Genomic DNA, 25,934 nt, shown 5'->3' on the forward strand with positions numbered 1-25,934 from the left:
AATGATATTATCCCCTTATAAAAAGGTTAATGATTCTTGTTATTTACTAATTTGACGAAAGGGACGTTGTTTCATATGAACGATGATTGAGTTTTATTGATTTGTTATCAGAAGAGCCAAGGATTGATTCCATCGCCATCCAAACGGTTGGTGCAATTGGATATGATAGGTTTGTTCTAGGAGTTATAAAAGAGTAAGAGGATCATTGAATAAAGAATTCTATTAAATGCTATTGGGCGCGTTAATAAAACGCGTCTATTTTTTGTTTAAACATTTGTTGCTGAATCTCCAAGTATTTTATGTTAACATAAAATACAAAATGGTTAACATTTAAAAATTATCAAGGAATGTATGGTTTAATCATAGGGGGGATGGTTTTGATAGATCAAGAGAATTTACAATGGGAACAAGAAATCAAGGGAGAGTTAGCTCGTCTTGAGGAGCTTTCTCAGAATCGCCGCCTCGTTACGACTGAATCTGCTGTTCAGCCTTGGCTTATAAAAAATGGAAAGAACATGTTGAACCTTGCGTCGAATGATTATTTAGGATTCGCAGGAGATGAACGATTGAAAAATGCTATGGTGGATGCAGTTAGAACTTATGGTGCGGGCTCAACGGCTTCTCGTCTGATTGTCGGTAATCATTTGCTTTATAAACAAACCGAAACCGAGCTTGTGAACTGGAAAAAGGCAGAAGCGGGACTTATTATCAATAGCGGTTATACGGCGAATCTAGGGATTGTTTCTGCACTAGTAGGTCGGGGTGATTATGTTTTTAGCGATAAACTCAATCATGCCAGTATTATAGACGGTATTCTCCTAAGCCGGTCCAAAAACCAGCGATATCGCCACAATGATTTAGAACATTTGGAGACGTTGCTACGACAAGCTCCCATTGAAAAAAGAAAGCTGATTGTAACAGACTCTCTTTTTAGTATGGATGGTGATTTTGCAAATCTATCCGGGCTGGTTCAGTTAAAGGAGAAGTATAACGCTATCTTAATGGTCGATGAAGCCCATTCTAGCGGAATATATGGTGAAAATGGGGAAGGTTATGCTCGTCAATTGAATCTTGACCATCGGATCGATATTCAGATGGGGACGTTCAGTAAAGCGCTTGGATCGTTTGGCGCATATGTGGTCGGAAAAAAGTGGCTCATTGATTATTTAACGAATAAGATGCGAAGTTTCATATTTACAACAGCCCTTCCTCCGGCAATCCTCGGTTCAGCAAAAGCTGCTATTAAACTTGTACAAGTAGAATCAGAGCGGCGGGTGTTGTTGAAAGAACATGCTTCCTATGTTAGGAATGCACTCGGTGACTCTGGGTTTAATTTATGTGGGAGCGAATCCCAAATAATTCCGATTATGATTGGCAAAAACGATAAGACCATGGAGTTTGCGGCAGCCTTACAAGAAGAAGGAATCGCTGCTATTCCAGTACGTCCGCCTACTGTTCCTGAAAATGAAGCAAGAATACGCTTTACCGTTACTGCTCTGCATCAAAAAGAAGATCTAGATTGGGCTTTAGAGCGTATTGTGGTCTTAGGGAAAAGGATGGGGATCATTAAATGAGAAAACCACATCTAATCATGCTGCCAGGCTGGGGAATGGAGACTTCAGTATTTCAAACGATAAGAGAGCCTCTTGCAGAAATCGTTCAGCTTTCTTTTGTGGAATGGAGAAACGTAAGAAACTTAGGTGATTTTAAAGAGCGGGTAAAGGAAACCGTATATAAAACTAACGAACCTGTTCATATACTTGGGTGGTCATTAGGATCAATTGCTGCTCTCGAATTTGCAGCTGAGAATAATGAATATGTGAAAGGACTCATACTTATTGGTGCAACGAGCCATTTTACATCAGTTATTGACCATACAATTGGATGGCATCCACGAGTTATCGAACGAATGAAAAAGCAGTTGAAACGAAATAAGGAGAAAACTCTTTCGAATTTTTATGAGGCGATGTTTTCGCAATCGGAAAAAAAAGAATTCTTAACATTTATGAACTCGGTAAAACATAATTTTCAAGGAGATGACCTTGATTCACTCTGTACAGGATTGGACTATTTAGTAAAAACAGATGTTAGAGAGAGTCTATCAAAGATTAAGGCGAATAGCTTATTGATTCATGGGAAAGAAGATACCATTTGCCCTTCTGAGGCGTCTTCATATATGAAGGAACAAATGAACAAAAAAGGAAAACGATATGTATTACATAACGCAGGGCATATCCCGTTTTTTACAAGATCAAGTGAATGTATTCAGTTGATGACACAATTTTTACAAAGGACGGATTATGATGATTGATAAACAACTTTTACGGAAACGGTTTAGCGAAAATGCAAGGACATATGATCAGTATGCGAAGGTACAAAAAAAGATGGCCAATCAATTAATGGGTTCAATTCCTAAGTCAGATGAAGCGATTGAAATTCTTGAAATTGGTTGTGGCTCAGGTTATTTGACACAGTTGTTGTGCAATGCTTTTCCGAATGCAAGATTGACAGCAGTTGATCTCTCGCCAGGTATGATTGAAGTAGCAAAGAAAAGGGTGTTCGAGGAGCGAATCTCATTTCTTTGCGGGGATATTGAGGAAATGAAAATCTCTCGTAATTTTGACATTATCATCTCAAACGCAACATTCCAATGGTTAAACCATCCTCAAAAAGTCATTGAAAAGTTGTATAAATTGTTGAAGAAGGAAGGGATACTATCATTTTCAACTTTTGGAAAACAAACCTTTCAGGAACTTCATGCTTCCTATAAAATAGCGAAAGAGAGGTTACAGATTGAAAACAACAGCAGCCCGGGACAGAAATTCTACAGTATTGAAGATCTCATCGGGTTTTGTAAAAGCACATTACCGTTATTTAATGAATTGTTAGTTGAACAATTTTATGAACGGGAGTATTTTCAAGGTGTTCGTGAATTCTTTACCTCGGTCAGAAAAATTGGGGCTAATAATAGTAACAAAGCCAATTCCATACAACGGCCGTCTTTCTTTAAAGAATTGATAAACCAATACGAAACTAACTACCGTGATGAAAAGGGAGTCATAGCAACTTATGAATGTTTGTTTTTAACCATTTTGAAAAAGGATCAAAGACAAGATCAGCAAGAACCATATAATAGAGAACACCAAAAAGTAAGTAGGTAATTCGCGAACAAGAAATTCGTAATGATTTATATAACATTTGTTCAGCAATCGGACGCATTTCTCTAACAAGGAATGCGTCTAGTTTCTTTAAGTATTTGTGCATTCATAGATACTACCAATTAATTGATAAAAAAGAAGTCTCAAATGATCCGAATCATTGAAACTTCTTCTTTTTTAAATTACATTTAAGTACTCTACTTAACTTTTATAGTTCGTTTTACAGAATGACTTTTATTTCCGGCTTCATCAATTGCGTATAGTGTAATAGTTTTTGTACCTTTACTTTGTTTTGGTAATTTTACATCAAATGTACCCCTACTTGATACTTTTGCTTTTGCAACAGTTTTATTCTCTATTGTTACAATAATTGTTGAATAAGCTTCTGTTTTACCTTTAATTTCCACACCATATTTGGCACTTACACTCAAGCTTGATATGACCGGTGTATTTGGAGCCGTACGATCTAACACTTTTGTTTTAGATGCAGCGCTCTGATTCCCTGCAACGTCTTTGGCATAAACCGTTAGAATTGTACCTGCTTTTTGTTTACTTACTTTAATACGATATGCTCCCTTTGAATCTGCTTTTCCTGTTGCAATTATCTTATTTTGATTTTTAACAATAATAGTCGCTTTTGCTTCGGTCGTACCTGATATTGATGTATCATTGTTATCAATCTGATGAATCCTTGGAGCATTAGGTGCTGTACGGTCTAATACTGTCACTTTGGATTCAGCACTTTTATTTCCCACTTGATCTTTTGCATATGCGGTTAATGCTGTACCAGCTTTTTGTTTACTTATTTTAATTCGATATGCCCCTTTTGAATCTGCTTTACCTGTTGCTAGTACTTTATTTTGTACGCTAATCGTAATCGATGCGTATGCTTCGGAATTACCTGATATGGATGTATCATTGTCATCAACTGGATAGACCCTTGGAGCATTCGGAGCTGTACGATCTAATACAATTACTGATTTACTTTGTAGACCTTGGACATATACCGTTAAAACTGTGCCAGCTTTTTGTGGGCTAATCTTTATTACAAATTTTCCATCGGCATTTGTTTTTCCAGTTCCAACTACAAGTTCTTTATTTTTCACAATAATATTTGCATTGGCTTGCGTAGTTCCTGAAATACTTGTGTCATTGTCATCAATTGTGTTGATAGTTGATACTGGTGGTTCTTCATAATTTTGTCTTAATACTGTCAGATAAAATTCTCTCGTCGTGCTCGCATTTCCTTTCGTAATTGTTGCAGTTAACGTAACAGGTCGATTACCTAATTCAAATTTAGGTCTTGTTACTGTTCCATCATTTTTAATGAAAGAAGAATTACTTGAAGACCAACTAATTGTTGTATCATTCGTCCCTTTTGTTGGTAAATTCAAGTTAGATGTTACTGAATTTTGATCTGTATTATCTTTCTTAATTAAATTCCAAACGACTGATGACTTTGCTGCTAAAACTGCCGGTTCATCATTCGTATCTTCACTTCTTACAAAGAAATAAAATGTTTTTCCAAGTCTTGCATCACCTAATTTGATATAAGCGAATACTGAAATGTACTGATTTTGAGCAGGTCTTGTCACTTTTCCGTCATTTGCAATTATGTCTGGCATGTCCGATTCCCATCGAATTTCAACACCGTCATTTCCAAAAGTTGTCGGGAACGTTAAATCCTTTGTGACGTCCAAATCGCTTTTGTTTTCGCCAAGTAATTTGTCAGTTGTTAGCCCTTGATACACGCGTAGTACTTTTGTTCGTTCTGCGTTTTGTTTATCTCTTAGAACCGTTAGATGGAACGTTTTGTAGAATGTACCGCTATTTCTAGTGAATTTTGCAACAAGTTCCACGTGTGCATCTTCTTCGTCAAATAATGGTAAGTACACGCGACCTTGATTTGTAATATGCTTTTGATCATCGGAATTCCATGTAATGACTGAACCATTTGATCCTCTAGTTGGTAATGATAAAGCTTGTGATACATCACCTTGTTCTGTATTACCTGCTCGAATAACATCCCAAGTAATTGATGAAGAATCTTCAGCAACAGCTTGTGAATCATTTTGCGTTTTCGCTTTCACTTTTAGGTTGAACGCCTTAACAGCAGTAGCAGCACCTACAGTTACAGTAGCTGTTAGTGTGATATCCGTATCTTTATCTGCTCGATATACCTTACCATCATTTGTGATAATGGTCGGATCACTGCTTTCCCAACTAATTTCTGCTTGATTATTTTTATCATCGAAAGGTAGCACTAAATTAGTCATCACGTTCGTTTGATCTGTGTTACCACCTTTAATCTTGTCCCAATTCAACTGTTCCGCTGATCTTGATGCTAAAGGTTGATCTGCACCCTCTGCTGCTCCAAGTCGATAGACTACCACATTGAAGACTAATGGATGGTTCCCTGCAAATGGGTGACTAGGATTTTCACCAATTGTACTTCCACCATCTATTTCAAAAAAGTTTGCTCCTGGTTTTAACTCACCTGTTGGCATACTGAATGATTTCACACCAGGTTCATTGTTATATCCTGCTGGGATATTTCCGCCAGTTTCTTCGTTAAACCCATCGTCATATGGACCACTTCTCCATTCTGAAGTTGGATCAAATAAATTTTTATAGAAATTATCTTCTCCGGCTACTCTTCGATTCCAATCAGCCCATTCAGCGTAGAAATTCATTCCAACCGCAGTTACAGATCCTTTTACATCAAACGTTGAATCATAAGTAAAGAATGTTGCAGTACCAGTTGAATCAATAATTGCATTGTCAAATTTCACTTTTGGTATATGTGAATTTTTGATGACAGGTACTTGAATAGTTTTCTCATGACCTAAATAGTCAATCATTGTTACTGGGAACGTACTTTCCCCTTCTGGTATACTACCCGGGTCATTATAGCCGACAGGACTATTAAAGACATAAACATCTCCTAGTGGCAATTCCCACTCTGGTATAGCATTAGGGTAATAAGATGTTGCGGCTTTTCTTTGTTGATTTCCTACTAATAAAATTGGTGCTAAATCCGGATTCGCTGACCATGTTTTATTATTTCCATAAGGCGTTACAAGATAGCCTCCAGCCCATGGATCCAAACTTTCTACATGGTAAGTCTTATTGTAATGAAGTTTTATTTCTGGATTTCTACTTGCATCTTTATATGGAACAACATCAATCGGAAGTTCAGTGTCTGTTTCACCATTTTTTACAATTACTTTATCTGATGCAACAGTTACATTAACCGTAATCGTGCTTTCATTTCCCATATAATCGGTAGTTGTCAATTCGATTGAATGATCACCATTTGCTAACACAACTGGATAGCGGAACGTTTGTTCAGATCTATCTAAAGTTGTTATACTTCCCATTGATTTTTTAATTCCACTATCAACAGCAACTTCTACTTTATAGCCTCTTGAATTTGCTATTTCATCTTTCGCTGTCGTATTAAGCATTAGAGAAACGGGATCCCCGCTCTTTTCTACGAATGCTTTCATTTTATTCGCATTCACTGAAATCGTTGGCGCCACTGTATCTACATATGTCTCGATACCAATAGCTGGAATTTCTGTATCATCCCATTTTTCACCCTCAGCTAAACACACATACTTCACAACATACTCACCTGCAGGTAAATCGTTCGGAACGGTAAACTCACCTTTAATTGAATACTCACTATACTCGTCATAAGCAGGTTTTTCCGTCATCAGTTGATTAAGGTCAAGATCCACAGGATTTCCAATGATTGTACTATTGTCGTAATAATCCTTTAGAAGGACCGCTTGAATTTTTTTCACAGCACCTGAACGTCCAACTGCTTTAAAATTCAAACTAAAATTGTCGCCAGGTTTTACGTTAGCAGTCCAGTACATACTTGGGACATTGTCTCCTAAAGTAGCTGAATACATATCAACCCAAACATGTTTACTTGTTTTATTAACGATAACGGTATGACTTTCGCCATAATTTCCTACTTTATCAATTGGCGTAATGTTGATGATGTTAAGACCTTCATTTAGTCCTGGTACGTTTAATTCATATGTGCCGTCAGCATTTTGTTTAACATCAGACTTATAATTAGTATATGGCTCGGTTCCATTAACGGCTAAAAATACACTACCGTCAACTCCACCAGCATCACCATCATTCATAGTCCAGCGCACAGTATAACTATCTTTATTCGTCACTTCAGGATTTGTTTTTTCATCATAATTCGCTGACCTTAATAAATTTAAAGTCGGTGCTGTCGTATCCTTATACATCGGGATATAAACAGTAGGTTGTGGTTTTGCGTTAGGTGCATCTGCTGTTGCTGTAACCGCAAAATAATACTGTCCATCTGGCACTGGTATTCCTTGGTTATGTGCATACCAAACCCAATCCGCGGAAAGTAAAGAGGGAAGACCACCTGAATAAGGATCACCTTTTGCAAACCATTGTTCATCTGCAATATGTGTCACAAGATTATGTTCTTTATCGACAACATCAATTTTCAAGTTATGTGCACTTCGAAGTAATGCAAGTGCAGGTACTGGGGAGAACTCAGGACCAAAAGCATAAAACTTATCACCTAAAGCGATTTGAGCAGGTGTTTGTGGTTTACCGAATACCTGCTCGTACCCAAAATAAAAAGGACCTGTTTGAATTGCTAATTGTGTCCCAAATCCTGACTGAGTCCACACATCAGTAGTATCTGGTGTATCGATGACTTTTGGCTCATCCCATTTCCCATAAAAACCATTATATGGAACGTTTAATGTTGGGTTATTTGAATCTGTCGGCGTTAAATAAATATAGCCCTCAACAAATGTATTTTTTGCTGTAGCATCTGTTAATGATAAATTTACAGTTACTCGTTTAGTTGAATTTGCTGGAATTGTAACTTCCTTTAAATCAAATAATAATTTTGCATCATCTAAATATCGACTACGAATGTTATCCGAATTTGTCTTCAGTTTGTCTTTTAAAACATCCGTCATCACATTTCCATTTAATTTGTAAGTTACTGCTTTATCTGAAAGATTTGAAGCAGTTAGTGTAAATGTTGTATCTTTGCCTATTTCTTTCAAACTAATACTACCAGTACCAGTTGAGCCTGTAACAACCACAGGAGATTTCACTGCAAGGTCTGGGCGAATCATCCCTGCACCTTGTCTTCTAGGTTGGTATTCTGTCATGTAGTCAATTCGGTCAATTGAGTTGTTCCCATTAACATAATCTCTCTTCGCCGGAATTGATGTATTCATGATTAAATTCTTTGTTAATTGAGAAAAAGCTCTTGTCCCGGGTTTAAACCCTTTATCGTTTAAAGCTTGCATTACATCAGCAACTGCTCCAGCTACATAAGGAGCTGCCATAGAAGTACCATCTTCATTCTCATACGCATTATGCTTAGATGTATTTGCTGTTCTAACTGAAGAATAAATCGCATGTCCAGGGGCCATTACTTCCGGTTTTAATAATAGATCACTAGTTGTCCCCCAAGATGTGAAATCCGTTGGTTGCCCTGGGTTCGATTCAGCGAATGCTGAGCTTACTTTTTCATCAGTAATTTTAAACTTGATTGACTTCTGAGTTATTGCATCTAGTGGTCCAATAACTGGGCCACCTCCACATGTACCTAGTGGACCAATAACTGGGCCATCACCGCCACCACATGAAAGTATATCGTCTAATGCCTTTCCATCATCATAACTAATAAATGAAAACGGAATCGATCCAAATCCTTGAGGTTCTGGAACTGGTTGAGAAGAACTTCCGTTATAAACGATTACTCCAGCAGCACCTTTTTGTTTCGCATTTGCTACCTTTTCTGCAAAACTTATTGTTCCGCGCTTAATTAAAACGACTTTACCAGTCACATCTAAACCATCGTAATCTGATGATACACCAATACGTTCATTTCCACTGCTGTCTTTTCCAAGCGAAACTAAAGAATACTCTTTGTTTTTGTCTGCTGGCCAATTCCAGTCATCAAGACCTTCACCAGAAATATCATGATCTACTTCGTCCATATGAAATTTATACGTATGTTTCGATACAATATTATTTGCAGCGGCAACTGTAAATGAATCTGGATAAACACCTGGATTTCCAATTTTATTTAAATCAGGAGTTTGTCCAATTTTTATTGTTTCACCCAGACCACCAGATCGATCTGAGTATGCATTAGATGCATTTCCAGCCGCAACAACGACAACATGTCCCTCATCTGTTGCATTTCGAATCGCAATTCCTAATGGATCGTTAGGGTCTCTTGTATCGAAAGAAGAAGATGAACCTAAACTCATGTTAATTACATCTGCTCCTAACGCAGAAGCATGGTCGATTCCTTTAATAATATCTTCTGTTAATGCACCAGCTTGATGGTCAGAGAACACTTTTTCGGCAATAATTTGTGCTTCTGGTGCAACACCTTGTATAACAGGACCAGATCCAGCAGCAATTCCTGCAACGTGTACACCATGTGAGCTTGTTGCATTATTTGGATCTTCCACTCGAGGGATGATATCATCATTTTGATCAGCCCAATTGTAGCCGTCTACTACTTTTAGTGAAGTTGTACCATCTGGACGTGTAAATTTACCTTTTTTAATTCTTGCTTTACTCATATTTTTCGGATCTGGAAACGCTTCATGCGTATAATCAACACCAGTATCGACTACTGCAATGACCATCCCTTCTCCTTTATATCCAATCGGTTTTCCTAGAGAAGAACCATTCCAAAGATTCTTAATTCCTGTCAAATCATGCTGTTGGTTAACGGCTGGAGTAAATGTTTGTTGTAATGTAACAGCTTGTACATCTGGTAAAGATTTAATATAATCTATATCTTCAAATTTAATATTATCGATACTAAATCCTTTAAATATATTTTCAAATTCATGCTTAAATTCTAGTTTATTACTACTCTTCGTTTTACTATTTGATAATTCACTCATGATTTTGTTTTTTGTCGTTTTAATATCTTCTTGGACACTAATTGCAGCATTGCTCAAAGATATTTTATTAACTCCAACATGATCAGCTGCAGTTAACTCAGAAACTGTTTGACCTTTAAGCTGAACAATGACCGAAACCTTCTCATCTGGCTTATGAGCTTCTAGATTCGACAAATTCGCCATATCTGCTAGTTTCTTTTTCTTATCCCTTTCAATTGCAGCCTCAATACTTTTCTTACCTTTCTCATTCAAAGCATCCAGATCTTTTTGAGACAAATTAGCTGAATTCAAGCTCCCTTTGCCATTCGTAACAAATATTCCTGATTTGGGTTTTGATTCATTTGCATTGAATGGATTTTTATGGCTATTTTCCTCAGCAAATACAAAATTCATATTTGACATGACAAGGCCGAAGACCGCCATATACGACATTTTTTTCAACAACCTTTTTCTATACTTCATATTTCCTCCCCCATTGACTGAACAATCTATTAGTAAGGTTCACTTGCTCAATCGATATCCAAGTAACAAGCCTCATTATTATGAATTTTCCTAATAATTAAACTAATTAACCTTATTGTACTTAGGCTTATTTTTGCTGTAAATTGGGGTTAATTTTTCTTTGCTCATGTAGATTGTTTTAAGTAAAGACCAAAAAGCTTCAATTTCTTGTTCAGATTTTGTATAAAAATGTAGAATCTTAATAGAAAATGTAGAATTATGAAGTAAATAGATCGTGAATAAAAAAACATTCTATTATAAACTTGGGGGAATTTAGCAAAATTAGATAATAAAATAAATTATATTGTCAATTTATACCGTTATAAATTATTGTAGTACTGATTCGAATTTTATTTTTTACGTTCATGTCGAAAAACCTGTTAGAAGGTCTGTTTAATTAAAAAAGACTTATTGATCTAAACTTTAATCAACTGAGAATTTTCCTTATCTAAAGCGACTCTTCTATACGAGTAAAACAGTCCAATAAAAAATGAATCAGAAAAAAGTTGCGGAAGTCGTTATAGTTATTCCGATCAATAACGCTTAATAATTTCTTAATCTCGTCCGCAGTTAATACTTCAATATCAACGGGCTCTTCTTTAAATCGTCTTCATCCGATCAAACGGATACTTATCGATGTAGTTTCCTTCATATAAGAAATGAATAAACGGCTTAAGCTTATTTATTCGACTTCTAAAGGTCGTTGGCGATAATCCTACCTTCTTATACTTATCCGGAACAAAGTCGTTATTACCGTGCTTAACGTGATGATGTAGCATATAGTCCGCATAGTTTCGGATATGTGCTTCGTCAAACGACGCCAAACTTAGCTCGCCGAAATGACGCTCATATCCGTTAAAACTATATTCATACTGTTCGAGAGTTTTGGCGGCCTTACCTTCGACTCTCATTACGGACATAAATTCCTCGAATAATTGACGGACATTAGCCGTTTTGGTTACCTTTTTTGCGCTATTTACTTTCGTTTTAATACGTTTACCTTTAAGCAATTACTAGTATTCACAACGAAAAAGACGCCCCCTTATCGTAATTTATCGGTGTAGTACCCTTCGTGTAAAAACGGGTGCTAAACGGATAATCTATCGATAAGCAAAGCGTCTAGGTCAACGGTATGATCCCAACTGGACTTGAACCAGCGACCCTTACCTTGTCAATTACGGAGTACAAGGATTATTCAGTAATACTGAATATTTTGGGTCAATAAAGTCTATTAAATCAAGTGGTCAATGTAATTTTATGCAAAGCCTTTCTGTTATTTCTATTGTTTCTAGTAAGTCTGTGCAATTTTTGTGCAATTTAAAAATGCTATACTATTATGAGGTAGGGTGTCTTGTTTAAATTGGAAATTGTTTATTCAAACGATATAAAGGACATATTAACGACCACTCATAAGGATCCACTGTTTATTTCCAAAATAGTTATCCTACTCGATATTTTCACTCATTTAAAAGCTTAATTTTTAACACTAATTGCTAATTGTTTTTCTATTCACTGTTTTCTTATTCACCAGAACTGCCATATATATTTAAAATGGAGTCAATCAATAGGCTCGATTCTTTGTTTAACTAAACCATATGTTTTTTCTATAAGATTTTATTATTCTGGTTAATATTTAAAAAAAACTATTTAAATGATTTTTCATTAAAAAACCACTTCATCATTGGTGGAGTAACAAGTGTAGTAACAAGAACAACTACTAATAACACTGCAAAGAATGACTGATTTAACAATTGATTTTCTAATCCAATCGAAGCAATAATTAGTGCAACCTCACCTCGTGATACCATCGCTGATCCTATTCCTAAAGAATTTTTCCAAGTAAAACCACTTAATTTTGCTCCTAATGAGGAACCTAGTAATTTTGTCAATATTGCAAGAATACTTAATATAATAATTAATCCTAAATCCGTTACTATACCTGTAAATCTTGCTGAAACACCGATTGATGTAAAGAAAACTGGTACAAAAAGTGAATAACTTAACGTCTCAATTTTTTCAAAAACTTCATGCTTAAATTCCGTCACACTTATTGAAACACCAGCAATATAGGCTCCAATAATTGCTGCTACCCCAGTATATTCAGCTATATATGCATAAATAAAACAAATGATTAATGCGGATGAAATAACTGTCTCAGTAACACGCAATGTAGAAAATTTTTTAAGGAAGTAAGGAACAACTTTCCATCCTACAATGATTGCTCCTACAAAAAATAATACTTTTTTTAGGATTAATTTTAAAAGACTCACATCCCCATCAGACCCTGCTATACTTAATAAAAAGGCTAGTGCAATTATGACTAAAATATCATCAATTACGGCTGCACCTAATACTGTTGCTCCTTCACGAGTTTTTAATTTATTCATTTCCTTTAATACTTGTACTGATATACTTACACTCGTTGCAGATAGTAATAATCCCAAAAAGCTAGATTGAATAGGGGATAAATTTATGAACATTCCTACTAAATATCCAATTAAAAATGGTACGATTATTCCACCTATACCTACAAAAGTAGAAGCCTTTCCTGTACGTTTAAATTCCTCTATATCTGTTTCAAGACCTGCAATGAACATCAAAAGTATAACACCGATTTGACTAATTTCATTTAATACATCTGTATCATCTACCAGTCCCAATACAGAAGGACCAAGTAAAATTCCGATCAAAAGTTTTCCAAGTACAGAGGGCTGTTTTAATCTGACACTAATGTCTCCAGCTATTTTAGATGCTAGTAATATAACAGAAAGTTGAAAAATAAGCATAGTTATTCTGTAGTAATTGTATATAAAAATTAATTAACAATTAGTACAACTCACCTCCATATTTTGAAAATATCACTTATTCCAGTTTTTAAGACTATTATGAGGATTTATCATCATGAGGATATTTATGTTCACTATTTATTAATTTACGTAAATCCCCCCTATAAAAAACATCTTTAAATTCTTTAAAATTAAAAGGAATTAACGGTGCTAAATAGGGTACACCTGCTGAACGTAAACGAGACATATGTATGATCAATATTAACAATCCAATCCCCATACCAGTGAAACCGAAAAAATTTCCTATAAAAAGAAAAATATAGCGTATAGGTTGAAGGGAACTCGGTAATGTACCAACTGTAAGCATAGTGCTTGTAAGGTAAGCGATCCCCGCTACGATTAGACTAAGAGGGTGAACTAGCTTTGCATCTACCGCTGTCGTACCTATTGTAATTGTAGAGATTAATGAAACAAGTAGCATCATTTCCCTTGATATTTTATATGAACCCATTCCTAATATTTGTAACAAAAAGATAAGCAAGAATACTTCAGCCCACAAAGGCAAAAAGGTAGCTGTTTCTACAAAAAACTTTTTATGTATTTCTTTCGATACCAAATTGTCATGAAATTTTGCAAATGCAAGATAAAATCCAGGTAACAAAATTGTTATCAGAAAACTTAATATTGTTATAAGGCGAACGCTTAATTTTAATTGTTTAACATAATAGTCGCTTGGTTGCTGAAAGTATTGAACGAATAAATTAGGCACAATCGTTGCAGATGGGGTACCGTTCACCATAATGGCAATTCTTCCTTCATACAAAGCGGAAGCTACAGCATCTGGCAACTCAGTATTAAAAGACAGCGGAAAAAACGTTTTCTGTGTTCCATCTATTGCTATTTCAACTACTCTTGACTCAAGTACATAATCAACCTGTAATGAGTCAATTCTATTATGTATTTCTTTCAAAGCAATTTGATCAACTCGATCAGTTAAATAAACAATCGCTACATCTGTTTTTGCGATCCTTCCAAGTTTCTTCTTTTCCACCATAAATGTAGGAGATTGAATTATATTATGAAGTAAATTTAAGTTCACTTTCAATTGTTCCGAGAAAGAAATCAATGGTCCTTGAATATTACGTTGTCTCGTACTCTGTTCGACTGATCGTTGTTCCCATTGTGCTGTATCAACAAGTATGCCACTTTCAAAACCATCAATTAAAACAAGTGTTTTGCCACTAAGAATGCCTTCAATTGAGGAAGAAATTGATGTTATTACCTCGACGTTTTCTGAGCGAATATGATAACAGGCTAACGTATTCATAAATGTATTTTTATCATTGATTAGAATACTATGTAAAGGATCAATTATACTTTCGCGTATTAGCTCCGTATTAACAATTCCATCTATATACAATAATGCACCTATATTGTCTCCATTTGAGTCTAATTGAATTTGTCTTACAAAAAGTTCGGGTGATTCGTGTAATCCTTTTTGTATCAATTTTATATTTTTATTCAGACCCTTGCTTAGATTTTGTACTTCGTTATTCATATATCACCTCGAATCATTTTTATACCAATCTTTTATAGTATCTAAAATTACTTAATTAATATTCAATTTCTCTTATTTCTTTTTTGACTTTACTACTGATAGCTAGATTGTTTAAAACATTAGTTGTAAAGATAGACTAATAAACATAAATCCAAAAAGCCCAAACCTTTTTTACAAAGAAGTTTGAGCTTTTTTCATTCTTGTGTTCAACAATTGATTTGATCCGGCAACCTTAACAAGTCTAGACTGTTTACATAGCCTGACCTGCAAGGCAATAATTTGATTTTCGTAGAATCCTACATATAAATCCCACCGTTTATTTTTAAAACGGCTCCATTCACATAATTTGACATTGGAGAGGCAAGATAATAGATTGAATCTGCAGCTTCTTCAATTGTCCCTGGGCGCTTCTGGGGAATTATTGCTGTTAATTGTTCACGAACTTTTTTAGGGATGCCAAGTGGAATACCGCTGATGAATTCGCCCTCTTCTTTTGATTGGGTCAACCGAGTATCCATTACACCAAAAGCGATTGCATTGCAATTGATGTTAAACTGTCCCCATTCTTTTGCTACTGACTTAGTTAAGCCAAAAAGACCTGCCTTAGCTGATGCATAATTTGCTTGTCCAACATTTCCTGTCAATCCAGCAATGGATGATACATTAATGATTTTTCTGTAGTGGTCAATTCCTTGTTCCATCTCTTTTTTTGCTGCATTCCTCATATAAGGTGCTGCTTCTCTTATAAGACGGAAAGGTGCAACTAAATGAACTTCCATTATTTTTCGAAATTGTTCATCCGTCATCTTGTGAACAAGTCCGTCCCATGTATATCCTGCATTATTGACCAAAATATCCAATCGTCCAAAAGAATTCATAGTCTTTGCTACGATCTTTGAAGGGAACTCGTTTTCCGTTACATCTCCTGAAAAGACAATCGCTTCTCCTCCTGATTCAACAATTTTAGCTCTTACCATTTCTACATGACCCTCATCTAAATCAGATATAACAACTTTTACACCTTGTTTTGCTAATTTTTCTGCTGTCGCTCTACCAATTCCTCTTCCTGCCCCTGTAATAATTGCTACATTTCCTTCCAATTCGATCGCCCTCCTTCAATTATTTGATAAATCGATCTCAATTTGTCTCATTATTAATGTAGTTCCTTCTATTTCTCATCCATTATTAATTTTTCCATGTTTGCCTTGCCCTTGTACGAAGCGCTTAGCACCTTTCATTGATTCACCACTTTGTACAACAGTCATTCCTAATGTGAACTCTAACTGCATTGCTTTCTCAAAATCTAGATCAAATCCTTCATAAACTGCTTTTCTGTCATTTTTCATACATAATTGAGGATATTGAGCAATATGAGCAGCAAGTTTTTCAGCTTCTTCCTTCACAGTTCCTACTTCTACAATTCGATTGGCAAGCCCCATAGAAAGTGCTTCCTCTGCTCCAACTGGTCGACCAGTTAAAATCAGATCGAGAGCACGGCTCATACCGATTAAGCGAGGTAATCGTTGTGTTCCACCATCTATAAGTGGCACACCAAAACGACGACAAAAAACACCGAATATTGCGTCTTTCTCTACAATTCGGAGATCACACCAAATTGCTAACTCTAACCCTCCGGCGACAGCATGACCTGATACTGCAGCAATTACAGGCTTTGATAAGTTCATTCGACTTGGACCCATCGGACCATCCTTCGACATATCTACCTCCAAACTATTGCCATCTTCTAATGAGAAAGCTTTAAGATCGGCACCTGCACAAAACGTTCCTCCATTTCCATACAATACAGCTACATGTAAATTTTCTTCATTTTCAAAATCACGAAATGCTTCAGCAAGCTGTTGTGCTGTCTCACGGTCAACTGCATTCCTAACATTAGGTCGATTGATTTGAATCGTACAGATATTTTCTTTTTTTTCTACTAATACCTTCATTAACTATTACCTCACATCTCTAAATTTAAGTGGTTATAATTAAATCTTTTATCTTTGCTCCATTCCATCTATGTGATAAAAATGGAGGTCCATATTCCAAATAATGCAATCCCTATACCAATAATGCTTTTGATCGTGATTTAGAATTTGAGAAAGGTCACTTTTCATCCATTTAAATAATTGACTGCAGGAGATTTTTTTATTGAGTCAACAAAAGAGGGTATTAAAGAATATGGCTGAGTTTTATAGATAGATTAAATGCGGGTTACATTTCTTTATTTGATCCAAATCTGCCAAAAATGATCCTCAAAAAGAAGATCATTTTTGGCAAATTCTTATCAAAGTAGAAGAGTTTAAAACAATCCCCATACATCTAAATAATAAACTCCAAAAATAATAAAAATAAGAACTAAGGCCACCGATAAATAAACAACCAATGTCCTTGAAAATTTAAACGCTTGATTATTAATATCATTCCCCTTGATAAAATAGCTGATCGTTGAAATGATTAAAGCAAAAATTCCAACAATAATCGAGGATAATCCAATTATTTTTGATAATGTATCTCCTAATTTTGCATTAGAAGCCAGAGTAGAAAAATGAAGATTAGTGATTAAAAAACCAACCCCCATAATTGTTATACTTGTTCTAACCCAAGCAAGATAAGTTCTTTCATTTGCTAAATGCTGTTGGATATATTTAGAATCAATTGTTTCTTTCTGCTTTTCTAACGCATTATTCATATTCATACCTCTGTATCTAAATCTTTCTTCTGAATAACCTTTTAAAAAAGTCTATCAGGATATTTTCACAATAATTAAATCTACCATTCTAGTAGAGGTAATGGATTCTTCTATACGGCTCTCATTAGAGGTTCACTAGCTTATTATCCTTTTCTGTTGAAACTTGTTGATTTCGGCTTCTGAAAAGGAATAATAATAGCGCTGCAATTACCATAGCAATTGCCATTCCATAAATTGCGATACTATATCCCCCTGCTACATTTGCACCAGAATTTTGAATAAGTTTCCCAAAAATAATTGGTGTAATAATACCCGATGAAGTCATTATTCCAAAATAAGTCCCTGTCATAACTCCTCTTCGCTGTGGGAGTATACTAACTACAATAGCTGGGCTAAGTGTGTTTACAGTAATTACCAGTGTATTTACTAACGAAAGGAGGATGATGATTGAACCCGAACCATTTAATAGTGGATACATTAAGTACAAAAACCCTGCTAGCAAAACACTAATAGCAGAAAATAAAATCCGCGATTTCCATAAACTTTGTGTTTTTTTGTATAAACGATCTGAAATGATAGATAGTAAGATTGCTAAAATAGCCCCAATTAAACCAGAAATAGCAATTACTGATGCTGACCTTTGTTCAGATAATCCTTTTACTTTTATTAAATACGAAGGATTAAAAGTAAGTCCAAAGACAATGAATGAATAAGCAATAAAGGCAATTAAAGTTGTAAATATAAAAATAGGAGATCGTAAAGCTTTCCAAACATCTTTTCTATTAATCTCATTTTTGTTTTCCAACGTACCAACTTCTTCTTCAAAAGAAACAGTTGGTTTCATTCTTCCTAACCAAAGCCAACAAATGAACCAGACAAAGCTAAAAATACCAGAAATAAAAAATGATTTTTTCCAACCATAGTTTGATATTAGAGAAACGATAATAGGAGCCGTAACAGCTATCCCAACGACATTTCCAAAATTAATGATTGATATCGCAAATCCGCGTGATTCTGGTTTAAACCATTTACTTATATGACTAATTGCAGTTGCAAGAAATGCGCCTTCTCCAGCCCCTAGTAATACTCTACTCAATATTAGAATCGGTAGACTTGATGCAAACAATGCCATAGATTGCGCGATTGTCCAAACAATTGCCATAATAGCAAGTGATTTTCCAGTACCAATACGATCCGATAAAGAGCCACCTACTATACCAAATATTGAAAATAACCAAAAAAAGCTACTACCTAAAATACCAAACTCGGTAGAGGTTAAGTTCAAATCTTTCGTAATATGAATTCCAGCTAAACCTAAAATTGATTTGTCAGCAAAATTAATAATAGCCATAATAAAAAGTGAAAATAAAATGATCCATTTCGCCCAACTTTTCATCTAAACTCCTGCCTCTCAACAAATCTATACTTTTTCGATAATCCTTAGAGTAAACATACTTTTGGAAAAACACCTGCACAATCTATTTTTTTCGAACATGATTGAGCAGATGCTTATTGTAACATTCATTATTTTTTCTGTTAATTAAGGAGTTACGATATTTATACAGCGGTCGAACTCATCTAAAAGTGATAAAAATTCATTCAATTTTGTTTGGTCACCAGAAATGATCAATTTTCCTGCTCCAACTGCTTGTTCAGGTGAAAGAAGACCAAGTAAAGTTCCATAAAATGCGAATTGATCAATTGTTAATGAAACATCTGCATTGTCATCTAACTTATTTGCTCTAGATAATAAAACAGAATTTTCTAAATTTAATGTATATAGCTGGTTAGAGTCTGATAATGTTACATTTATCGTTATTTTTCTACCCTCTGCTTTTGGACCGTTTATTTTAACTGCTATTAATTTTAAGAATTCGTTGACTGGCATATTCTTAATGATCCCTGATACATCTAATGGGGAATTATCTTTATTAATTCCATATCTTAGTTCTGATGCTCCAACAAGATAAATATTGCGCCAATTAGCTGATTCAGCTTGATACCCTAATTGTTCAAATGCATCTGCTAATAAATTTTTAGCTTCTGAATTTTCTGGGTCAGCCATAACGACATTTTTTAATACTTGAGCTACCCAACGATATTCACCTTTTTCATAGTCAACTTTTGCTTGTCTCAAAATGTTTGCTGCTCCACCCATGTATTCTACATATTTTTGGCCAGATTCAACTTGTGGTAATGGATCTAGATCGGAAGGATGAGCACTATAATAACCTAAATAATAATTGTAAACACCCTTTGAATTATGCTTTAAAGTTCCATAATACCCACGATTTCCCCAGTAAGTATCCAATTCTTTTGGAAGTTTAATTATTTCAGCTATCTCATCCATCGTATAACCATAATTGGCTAAGCGCACCGTCTGATCGTGTATATATTTATATAAATCACGTTGCAGTTTTAAATGATTGATCGCATTATCTTTCTCCCATACAGGCCATGCATGAATCATGAGTAATGCATCGATCTCTTCATTTTCAAATAATTCGATTGTTTTATCCAGTGAATTAGCCCAATGTAATGCATCTCGAGTTTTTGCTCCTCTTACAGTATAAATTTGATGCATCAATTTATTGGCATTCTCTGATACAAATAATATTTTGTAATCCCTAATATAAAAATGCATTTCAGCTGGTGCTTCTGTATTTGGCGTTAATAAAAATTCAAATGTTACACCATCGACTTCCATCGATTGGATTTCATTTTCTATTTCAACATTTGGTAACTGAAAACTCATAGTACCTGATCCCATTGTTGGGCCAATACCTACTGATACAGAGCCTTTTGAACCGTCTGGTAAATCTTTTCCAAACTGATACTCTGCACGTCGGGCCATGATTGTACCTAAAAGTGCATTCTCACTTAACGCTTCTTCTGTAAAATATTGAGGAACTATAATCGGAATATTAGGATTTTCAGCATAATTAAGTACAGCTTGAATACCGCCAAAATGGTCAGCATGACTTTGACTGATTATAACGGCTGTTACTGGCTTTTGTGGTCGATGTTTATAATATAACTCCATAGCGGCTTTAGCTGATTCATTACTTCCCAAAGCATCAACGACAATAACTCCCTGTTTTCCTTCAATAAAAAAGTTAGTTACCAATGATTGTCCACGAACTTGATATACTCCTTCTACAACTTCAAACAAACCAGATATAGCCTGTAATTGCGCATTTCTCCATAGACTTGGGTTCACAGTCTCAGGAGCAGTGTTATTTAAATAGTTTAACTGTTCAATGTCCCAAACAACTTCCCCAGAATCGTCTTTAATAATCTTTGCTTCTAGTGGTGCAATAAATCCTCTGTTTGCATCTAAGAAGTCCTGACTATCATCAAAATTTAGAGAATCATATACTGCTAAATTTGCCTTTTTTGTAAAAGAAGTTGCGGGCATTGATTGAGTTAAAATGTTATTTGTCATAAGAACCTCCATGAATTGATATATATTCAAAAGTTTTTATCAGAAAATACTCTATTAAACTAATTAACTTTCACTTGTTCTACATTTAAAGCTCTTTTTAAAATCTTACCTGTACTATTCTTAGGTAATTCTTTCTTAAATTCTATTTGTTTAGGTAGCTTGTACTTTGCAAGCTTGTCCTTGCAGAAATGTAGGATGTCGTCCTCCGTTATACTTTCATCATTCGATACAACGAAAGCCTTTACGATTTCACCGTAATCTTTATCAGTTATTCCTAATACAGCTACTTCAACAATCGCTGGATGTTGATAGATAACTTCCTCTACTTCTCTTGGATATACATTGTATCCGTTTACAATAATCATGTCCTTTATTCGATCAACAATATAGATATATCCATCTTTATCCATTTTTGCTAAGTCACCAGTATAAAACCAATCATTCTTTATGGCGTTAGTTGTTGCATCAGGCATTCCAAGATATCCAATCATGACATTTGGACCTTTGACAATTAGTTCACCTATTTCGCCTCTTGGAACTTCATTTCCAAATTTGTCGACAACCTTATTTATTACGCCTGGAATATCTACTCCGACAGACCCAATTTTTCTTATTCCTTTTACAGGATTAAATGCCGTAACAGGAGCTGTTTCAGAAAGACCGAATCCTTCAGCAATAATAGTCTTATATTTTTCCTCAAATCGTTGAAGTAATTCAACTGGCATCGATGCTCCACCTGATAAACATACACGCATCGATGCGAAATACTCAGCTGAATAATCTTTTAATTGTAATAAAAAGTTATACATCGTTGGAACACCAGCGAATAATGTTACTTTCTCATTAAAGATTGTATGAATGACTTCAATAGGATTAAATTTTTGAACTATGACGATAGTCGCTCCACTCATAATTGGAGTATTAATACAAACTGTCATGCTAAATACATGGAACATTGGAAGGGCAGCTAAAATGCGATCATCTTCTTTGAACTCGACAAGTTTAACAATTGACTCTGCATTTGATGCCATATTTCTGTGACTTAGCATAGCCCCTTTTGGTTTTCCTGTAGTTCCAGAAGTATATAAAATAACGGCTAGATCTTCTTCTATAACAAACGGATATTCATTGTTTTTTGAGTTGTTTAGAATCAACTGCTCCCAATTAAATTCAGTTTTATTCATTCCTACATAGTACAGCATTTCAAACTGGTTTAATTCGATTTTAAGAGAAACAATAATCGATTCCATCGCAAAATTTGCAATGACAGCTTTTGCTTGGCTATTCGATAAAATATATGAAATTTCTTCTTTCGTATAAATTGGATTAACTGGTACAACTACACCACCCGCACGAAGAATTCCATAATATGCAATGATAAATTCCGGACAGTTGCCTAATACTAGAGCTACTCTATCTCCTTTTTTGATTCCGTCATGTACTAAATTAGAAGCTACACATTCAACTTGTGAATCTAATTCACTATACGATATATTTTTATTTTCAAATGTAATGGCATTTCTATTTGGAAACTTTTCTGCACTTTTTCTTAAACTTTCATTTAGATTCCAATTCATTCTTATTCCCCCTGGTATTACATGTTATATTTATTAGATTGCTCGACAAGAAACTAAAGAGAAATTGTTAAAAGTAATCAATAGAAAACTATTAAAATATGAATATAGTTGAGGCACCCTCAAAAATTTTGAAGGTGCCTGGTAACTATCATTAAAAATTATGAAATGACTAAGCCAGAACCTGCAACTTCATTTGAAACTTTTGCAATTACTTCAGGGGGAATTTTGAAAAAGATTCCACATGGATCACTATGAACCATCGCTACAATGTAAGCCATATTTTCGACATTCACTTTAAAATCAGCAAATGTACTAGGAAGACCGACTTTTTCACGAAGATTACGGATAAATAAAACGACTTCTTCAAGACACTCTTCTGGTTTTTCCGGTATATCCTCTAGACCTAACGCATTTGCAAAACCTTGGATTCGTTTTAAATAATATGGTGCAAGGGATTCCATAACATTCGGTAATAACACTGCATTTGCAAGTCCATGAGGAATTCCGAATTTTGCGCCAAATACATGTGCTATATTATGAACAGGAATTGCATTAACAGAAAGACTGAAAGCAGAAATTGCCATCGAACTAGCCATTAACATATTTGATCGTGACGCAAGATTATGTCCTTCATGGACAGCAGTAGGTAAATTATCTACAATCATACGAATCGCTTGAAGTGCGTATGCATCTGTCATTGGATTCGACTGTGGTGAGAAATATGCCTCAATAGCATGAGTCAATGCGTCAAATCCTGTAAATGCTGTAATTTTTGGTGGTAAACCAACTGTCAGTTCAGGGTCTAAAATCGCCATATCAGGGCTAATGAATGTATTAAGGATATTCGTTTTAATTCCTACTTTTTCATTGAATACTACAGCGATTGGAGATACTTCTGCACCAGTTCCAGCTGTTGTTGCGATTGCAACGTGTGGAATTGGAATATATTGCGCTTCTGGCCAAAATTCCATCACATTTCCAACAAGAAGTGCTTCACGAATATCATGTACTTTATTATGTAGCATCCATTTAATTGCTTTAACTGTGTCTAAAACACTCCCACCACCAACAGCAATTAATGAATCTCCATTACACTCTTTAAAGAATTTAGATCCACGATTTATGATTTCACCTTTTGCATCCTGTTCAATGTCCTCAAAAACTCCTACTAACTGTACTGCACTAGGAATAACTTCAAATAGTTCCTTAATTTTATCTGTAATTCCAGCTTGCGTTATTCCTTTATCAACGTAAAGTACTGCTCTTTTCCCTCCAAGTCCTTTAATCATTTCTGGTAACATTGAGCGAGCACCAGCCCCACTATTTACAACTGTACGAACCGAAAACTGAAAAAATGATGTTATCATGGGATCACCTTCTCTTTTCTATTATTTTTTATAAATCATTCTCAATTAATCTATTTTTTAAAATAGCAACTTTTAAATGTAGTTTTTTTATAATAAAATACCGTACCAAGGTTTTTGGCTTAGTTCAGGAGTAAGCGAGCAATGAACATGCTTTACTTGTGTGTACTCATCTAAAGCATAACGGCCAAGTTCACGTCCAAAACCACTTTGTTTATATCCACCAAATGGTGCATCACTTCTTAACATGTGCCAATCATTAATCCAAACTGTTCCTGCTTTTAATTCACGTGAAATTTTAAGAGCTTTGTTAACATCTTTTGACCAAACACCAGCTGCTAGCCCGTAAATTGTATCATTTGCAATTTCAACTGCTTCTTCAACCGTTGAGTAGCGAATTACGCAAAGTACAGGACCGAAAATCTCTTCTTGAGCAATTTTCATTTTATTGTCTACATCTGCGAAAATAGTCGGTTCAACGAAATAGCCATGATCATACCCTTTACCTGTTAAACGTTTCCCTCCGCAAACTAAGCGAGCACCTTCTTTAATTCCAGTCTCAACATAGGATAATACGGTATCAAGTTGCTGCTGAGACGCCATAGGTCCCATGCCGTTTGCCATATCAAGCTGGTTTCCAATTGTAATTGAGGAAGCTAATTTTGCTAAGCGATCAACAACTTCATCATAAATCGAATCATGTACTAATAAGCGAGTGCCAGATTCGCAAAGTTGTCCAGAATGTAGACAGAATCCAAATAAACTACCTGGAATTGTAATATCTAAATCAGCATCTGGTAAAACGATGGAAGGTGACTTTCCACCTAATTCAAGTGTTACTCTTTTTATGGTTCCAGATGCTAATTGCATAATGCGACGTCCAACTTCTGTTGATCCAGTAAAGGCGATTTTATCAACCTGCGGATGAGTAGCTAATACTTCTCCTACAGTAGCTCCAGGTCCTGAAACAACATTGAATACACCAGCTGGAATTCCTGCTTCTGTAGCTAATTCAGCTAATTTCAACGTCGAAAGAGGTGTATTTGAAGCTGGTTTAACAATAATAGAATTTCCCATTGCAAGAGCAGGTGCAATTTTCCACATTGCTAAAAGCATTGGAAGATTCCATGGTGTAATCGCAGCTACGACACCAATTCCTTCACGCCATACCTGATTATTGCTTGGTCCAGGAAAAGGCAGTACTGGCAGAGACTCAACAAATGGATACTCGACAGTAAATTTTGCTGTTTGCTGAAGTAAATCGACTAAATATAAAATATCTAAATTTGAAATTCGTCTGACAGTTGCACCTGAGCTAATCGCTTCTAAGTATGCAAGTTCCTCCGAATGTTCGACAATCTTATTCCCAAAATTAATTAAGATTTGAGCTCTTTCTTGCGGTGATTTTTTTGACCATACTCCTGAATCAAAGGTTTTACGAGCAGAGACAATTGCAGCTTCAGTATCTTCCTTCCCTGCTTTAGCGACTAGAGCGATTACTTCTCCAGATGCAGGATTTTTTACACTAAACGTTTCACCACTTTTTGCTGGTGTCCATCTACCATCAATATAAAGCGGAAATTCTAATACTTTTACAGTCGTTTGCATTTAAAAACCTCCTAAAAATAGTTTTGTAATAGTAAATAAATAGGATTTATAGTAACACCTTTTCCTTCGAATTGGCCTTACCTCTTAAAAAAAGGGCGATCTTTAGGGTATTATGATAAATAGAAGATGATAAAATACCCTGGTTCCGCATACTCGTTACAATAAAGTAAACGCTTGCAAAATACATAAAAAATTTTAAAATAGAAAATAACACAAAAGTTTTTTCAGAATCTTATTTCAATTTAAATATTAAGAATTATCTGAATTAATTGTACAACTTAATAAATAC

At 35.2% G+C, this 25,934-nt stretch carries 15 protein-coding genes; 3 read left to right on the top strand and 12 right to left on the bottom strand.

Going from position 1 to position 25,934, the window contains the following annotated elements; genetic code table 11:
• The first annotated feature begins 371 nt into the window (after positions 1-371).
• The 3 genes from bioF to bioC are packed head-to-tail and all read left to right on the top strand — an operon-like array spanning position 372 to position 3,161.
• Positions 372-1,574 (top strand): 8-amino-7-oxononanoate synthase, encoded by a 1,203-nt coding sequence (gene bioF, locus CN514_RS06515; RefSeq protein ID WP_098231898.1) that lies wholly within the window; start codon positions 372-374, stop codon positions 1,572-1,574.
• Complete coding sequence (locus CN514_RS06520; protein WP_098231899.1) at positions 1,571-2,311, top strand: alpha/beta fold hydrolase; 741 nt, start codon at positions 1,571-1,573, stop codon at positions 2,309-2,311. Before bioF ends, CN514_RS06520 begins: the two co-directional genes overlap by 4 nt.
• Positions 2,304-3,161: a malonyl-ACP O-methyltransferase BioC gene (gene bioC, locus CN514_RS06525; RefSeq protein WP_098231900.1), complete on the top strand. Its 858-nt coding sequence runs from the start codon at positions 2,304-2,306 to the stop codon at positions 3,159-3,161. Before CN514_RS06520 ends, bioC begins: the two co-directional genes overlap by 8 nt.
• Positions 3,162-3,355: 194 nt before the next feature.
• Here the strand turns inward: bioC and CN514_RS06530 are convergent, their stop codons facing one another.
• The 12 genes from CN514_RS06530 to CN514_RS06585 all read right to left on the bottom strand — a co-directional run bounded on the left by CN514_RS06530 (position 3,356) and on the right by CN514_RS06585 (position 25,645).
• The gene (locus CN514_RS06530; RefSeq protein WP_098231901.1) at positions 3,356-10,573 is read right to left on the bottom strand and encodes an immunoglobulin-like domain-containing protein; all 7,218 of its coding nucleotides are present in this window, start codon (positions 10,571-10,573) and stop codon (positions 3,356-3,358) included.
• Positions 10,574-11,211: 638 nt separating this feature from the next.
• Positions 11,212-11,622 carry a phage integrase SAM-like domain-containing protein gene (locus CN514_RS06535; RefSeq protein ID WP_098231902.1) on the bottom strand — a complete coding sequence of 137 codons (411 nt, stop codon included), beginning with the start codon at positions 11,620-11,622 and terminating at the stop codon, positions 11,212-11,214.
• A gap of 633 nt (positions 11,623-12,255) precedes the next feature.
• The gene (locus tag CN514_RS06540) at positions 12,256-13,398 is read right to left on the bottom strand and encodes a cation:proton antiporter (protein WP_098231903.1); all 1,143 of its coding nucleotides are present in this window, start codon (positions 13,396-13,398) and stop codon (positions 12,256-12,258) included.
• Between the two features lie 97 nt (positions 13,399-13,495).
• Positions 13,496-14,956 (bottom strand): spore germination protein, encoded by a 1,461-nt coding sequence (locus tag CN514_RS06545; RefSeq protein WP_098231904.1) that lies wholly within the window; start codon positions 14,954-14,956, stop codon positions 13,496-13,498.
• 296 nt (positions 14,957-15,252) lie between these two features.
• On the bottom strand, positions 15,253-16,056 hold the full coding sequence (locus tag CN514_RS06550) for an SDR family NAD(P)-dependent oxidoreductase (protein WP_286141587.1): 804 nt from the start codon (positions 16,054-16,056) through the stop codon (positions 15,253-15,255).
• A gap of 75 nt (positions 16,057-16,131) precedes the next feature.
• Positions 16,132-16,908 (bottom strand): crotonase/enoyl-CoA hydratase family protein, encoded by a 777-nt coding sequence (locus tag CN514_RS06555; protein WP_098231906.1) that lies wholly within the window; start codon positions 16,906-16,908, stop codon positions 16,132-16,134.
• 353 nt (positions 16,909-17,261) lie between these two features.
• Complete coding sequence (locus CN514_RS06560) at positions 17,262-17,651, bottom strand: YidH family protein (RefSeq protein ID WP_098231907.1); 390 nt, start codon at positions 17,649-17,651, stop codon at positions 17,262-17,264.
• Between the two features lie 124 nt (positions 17,652-17,775).
• Complete coding sequence (locus tag CN514_RS06565) at positions 17,776-19,047, bottom strand: MFS transporter (protein WP_098231908.1); 1,272 nt, start codon at positions 19,045-19,047, stop codon at positions 17,776-17,778.
• 144 nt (positions 19,048-19,191) lie between these two features.
• Positions 19,192-21,096 carry an alkyl/aryl-sulfatase gene (locus CN514_RS06570; protein WP_176525816.1) on the bottom strand — a complete coding sequence of 635 codons (1,905 nt, stop codon included), beginning with the start codon at positions 21,094-21,096 and terminating at the stop codon, positions 19,192-19,194.
• A gap of 59 nt (positions 21,097-21,155) precedes the next feature.
• Positions 21,156-22,673: a long-chain-fatty-acid--CoA ligase gene (locus CN514_RS06575; protein ID WP_098231910.1), complete on the bottom strand. Its 1,518-nt coding sequence runs from the start codon at positions 22,671-22,673 to the stop codon at positions 21,156-21,158.
• A gap of 158 nt (positions 22,674-22,831) precedes the next feature.
• The gene (locus CN514_RS06580) at positions 22,832-24,040 is read right to left on the bottom strand and encodes an iron-containing alcohol dehydrogenase (protein WP_098231911.1); all 1,209 of its coding nucleotides are present in this window, start codon (positions 24,038-24,040) and stop codon (positions 22,832-22,834) included.
• A gap of 87 nt (positions 24,041-24,127) precedes the next feature.
• On the bottom strand, positions 24,128-25,645 hold the full coding sequence (locus CN514_RS06585) for an aldehyde dehydrogenase family protein (protein WP_098231912.1): 1,518 nt from the start codon (positions 25,643-25,645) through the stop codon (positions 24,128-24,130).
• Between the last annotated feature and the right edge of the window lie 289 nt (positions 25,646-25,934).

It is taken from the genome of Bacillus sp. AFS001701 (assembly GCF_002559405.1).
GTDB lineage: Bacteria > Bacillota > Bacilli > Bacillales > Bacillaceae_G > Gottfriedia.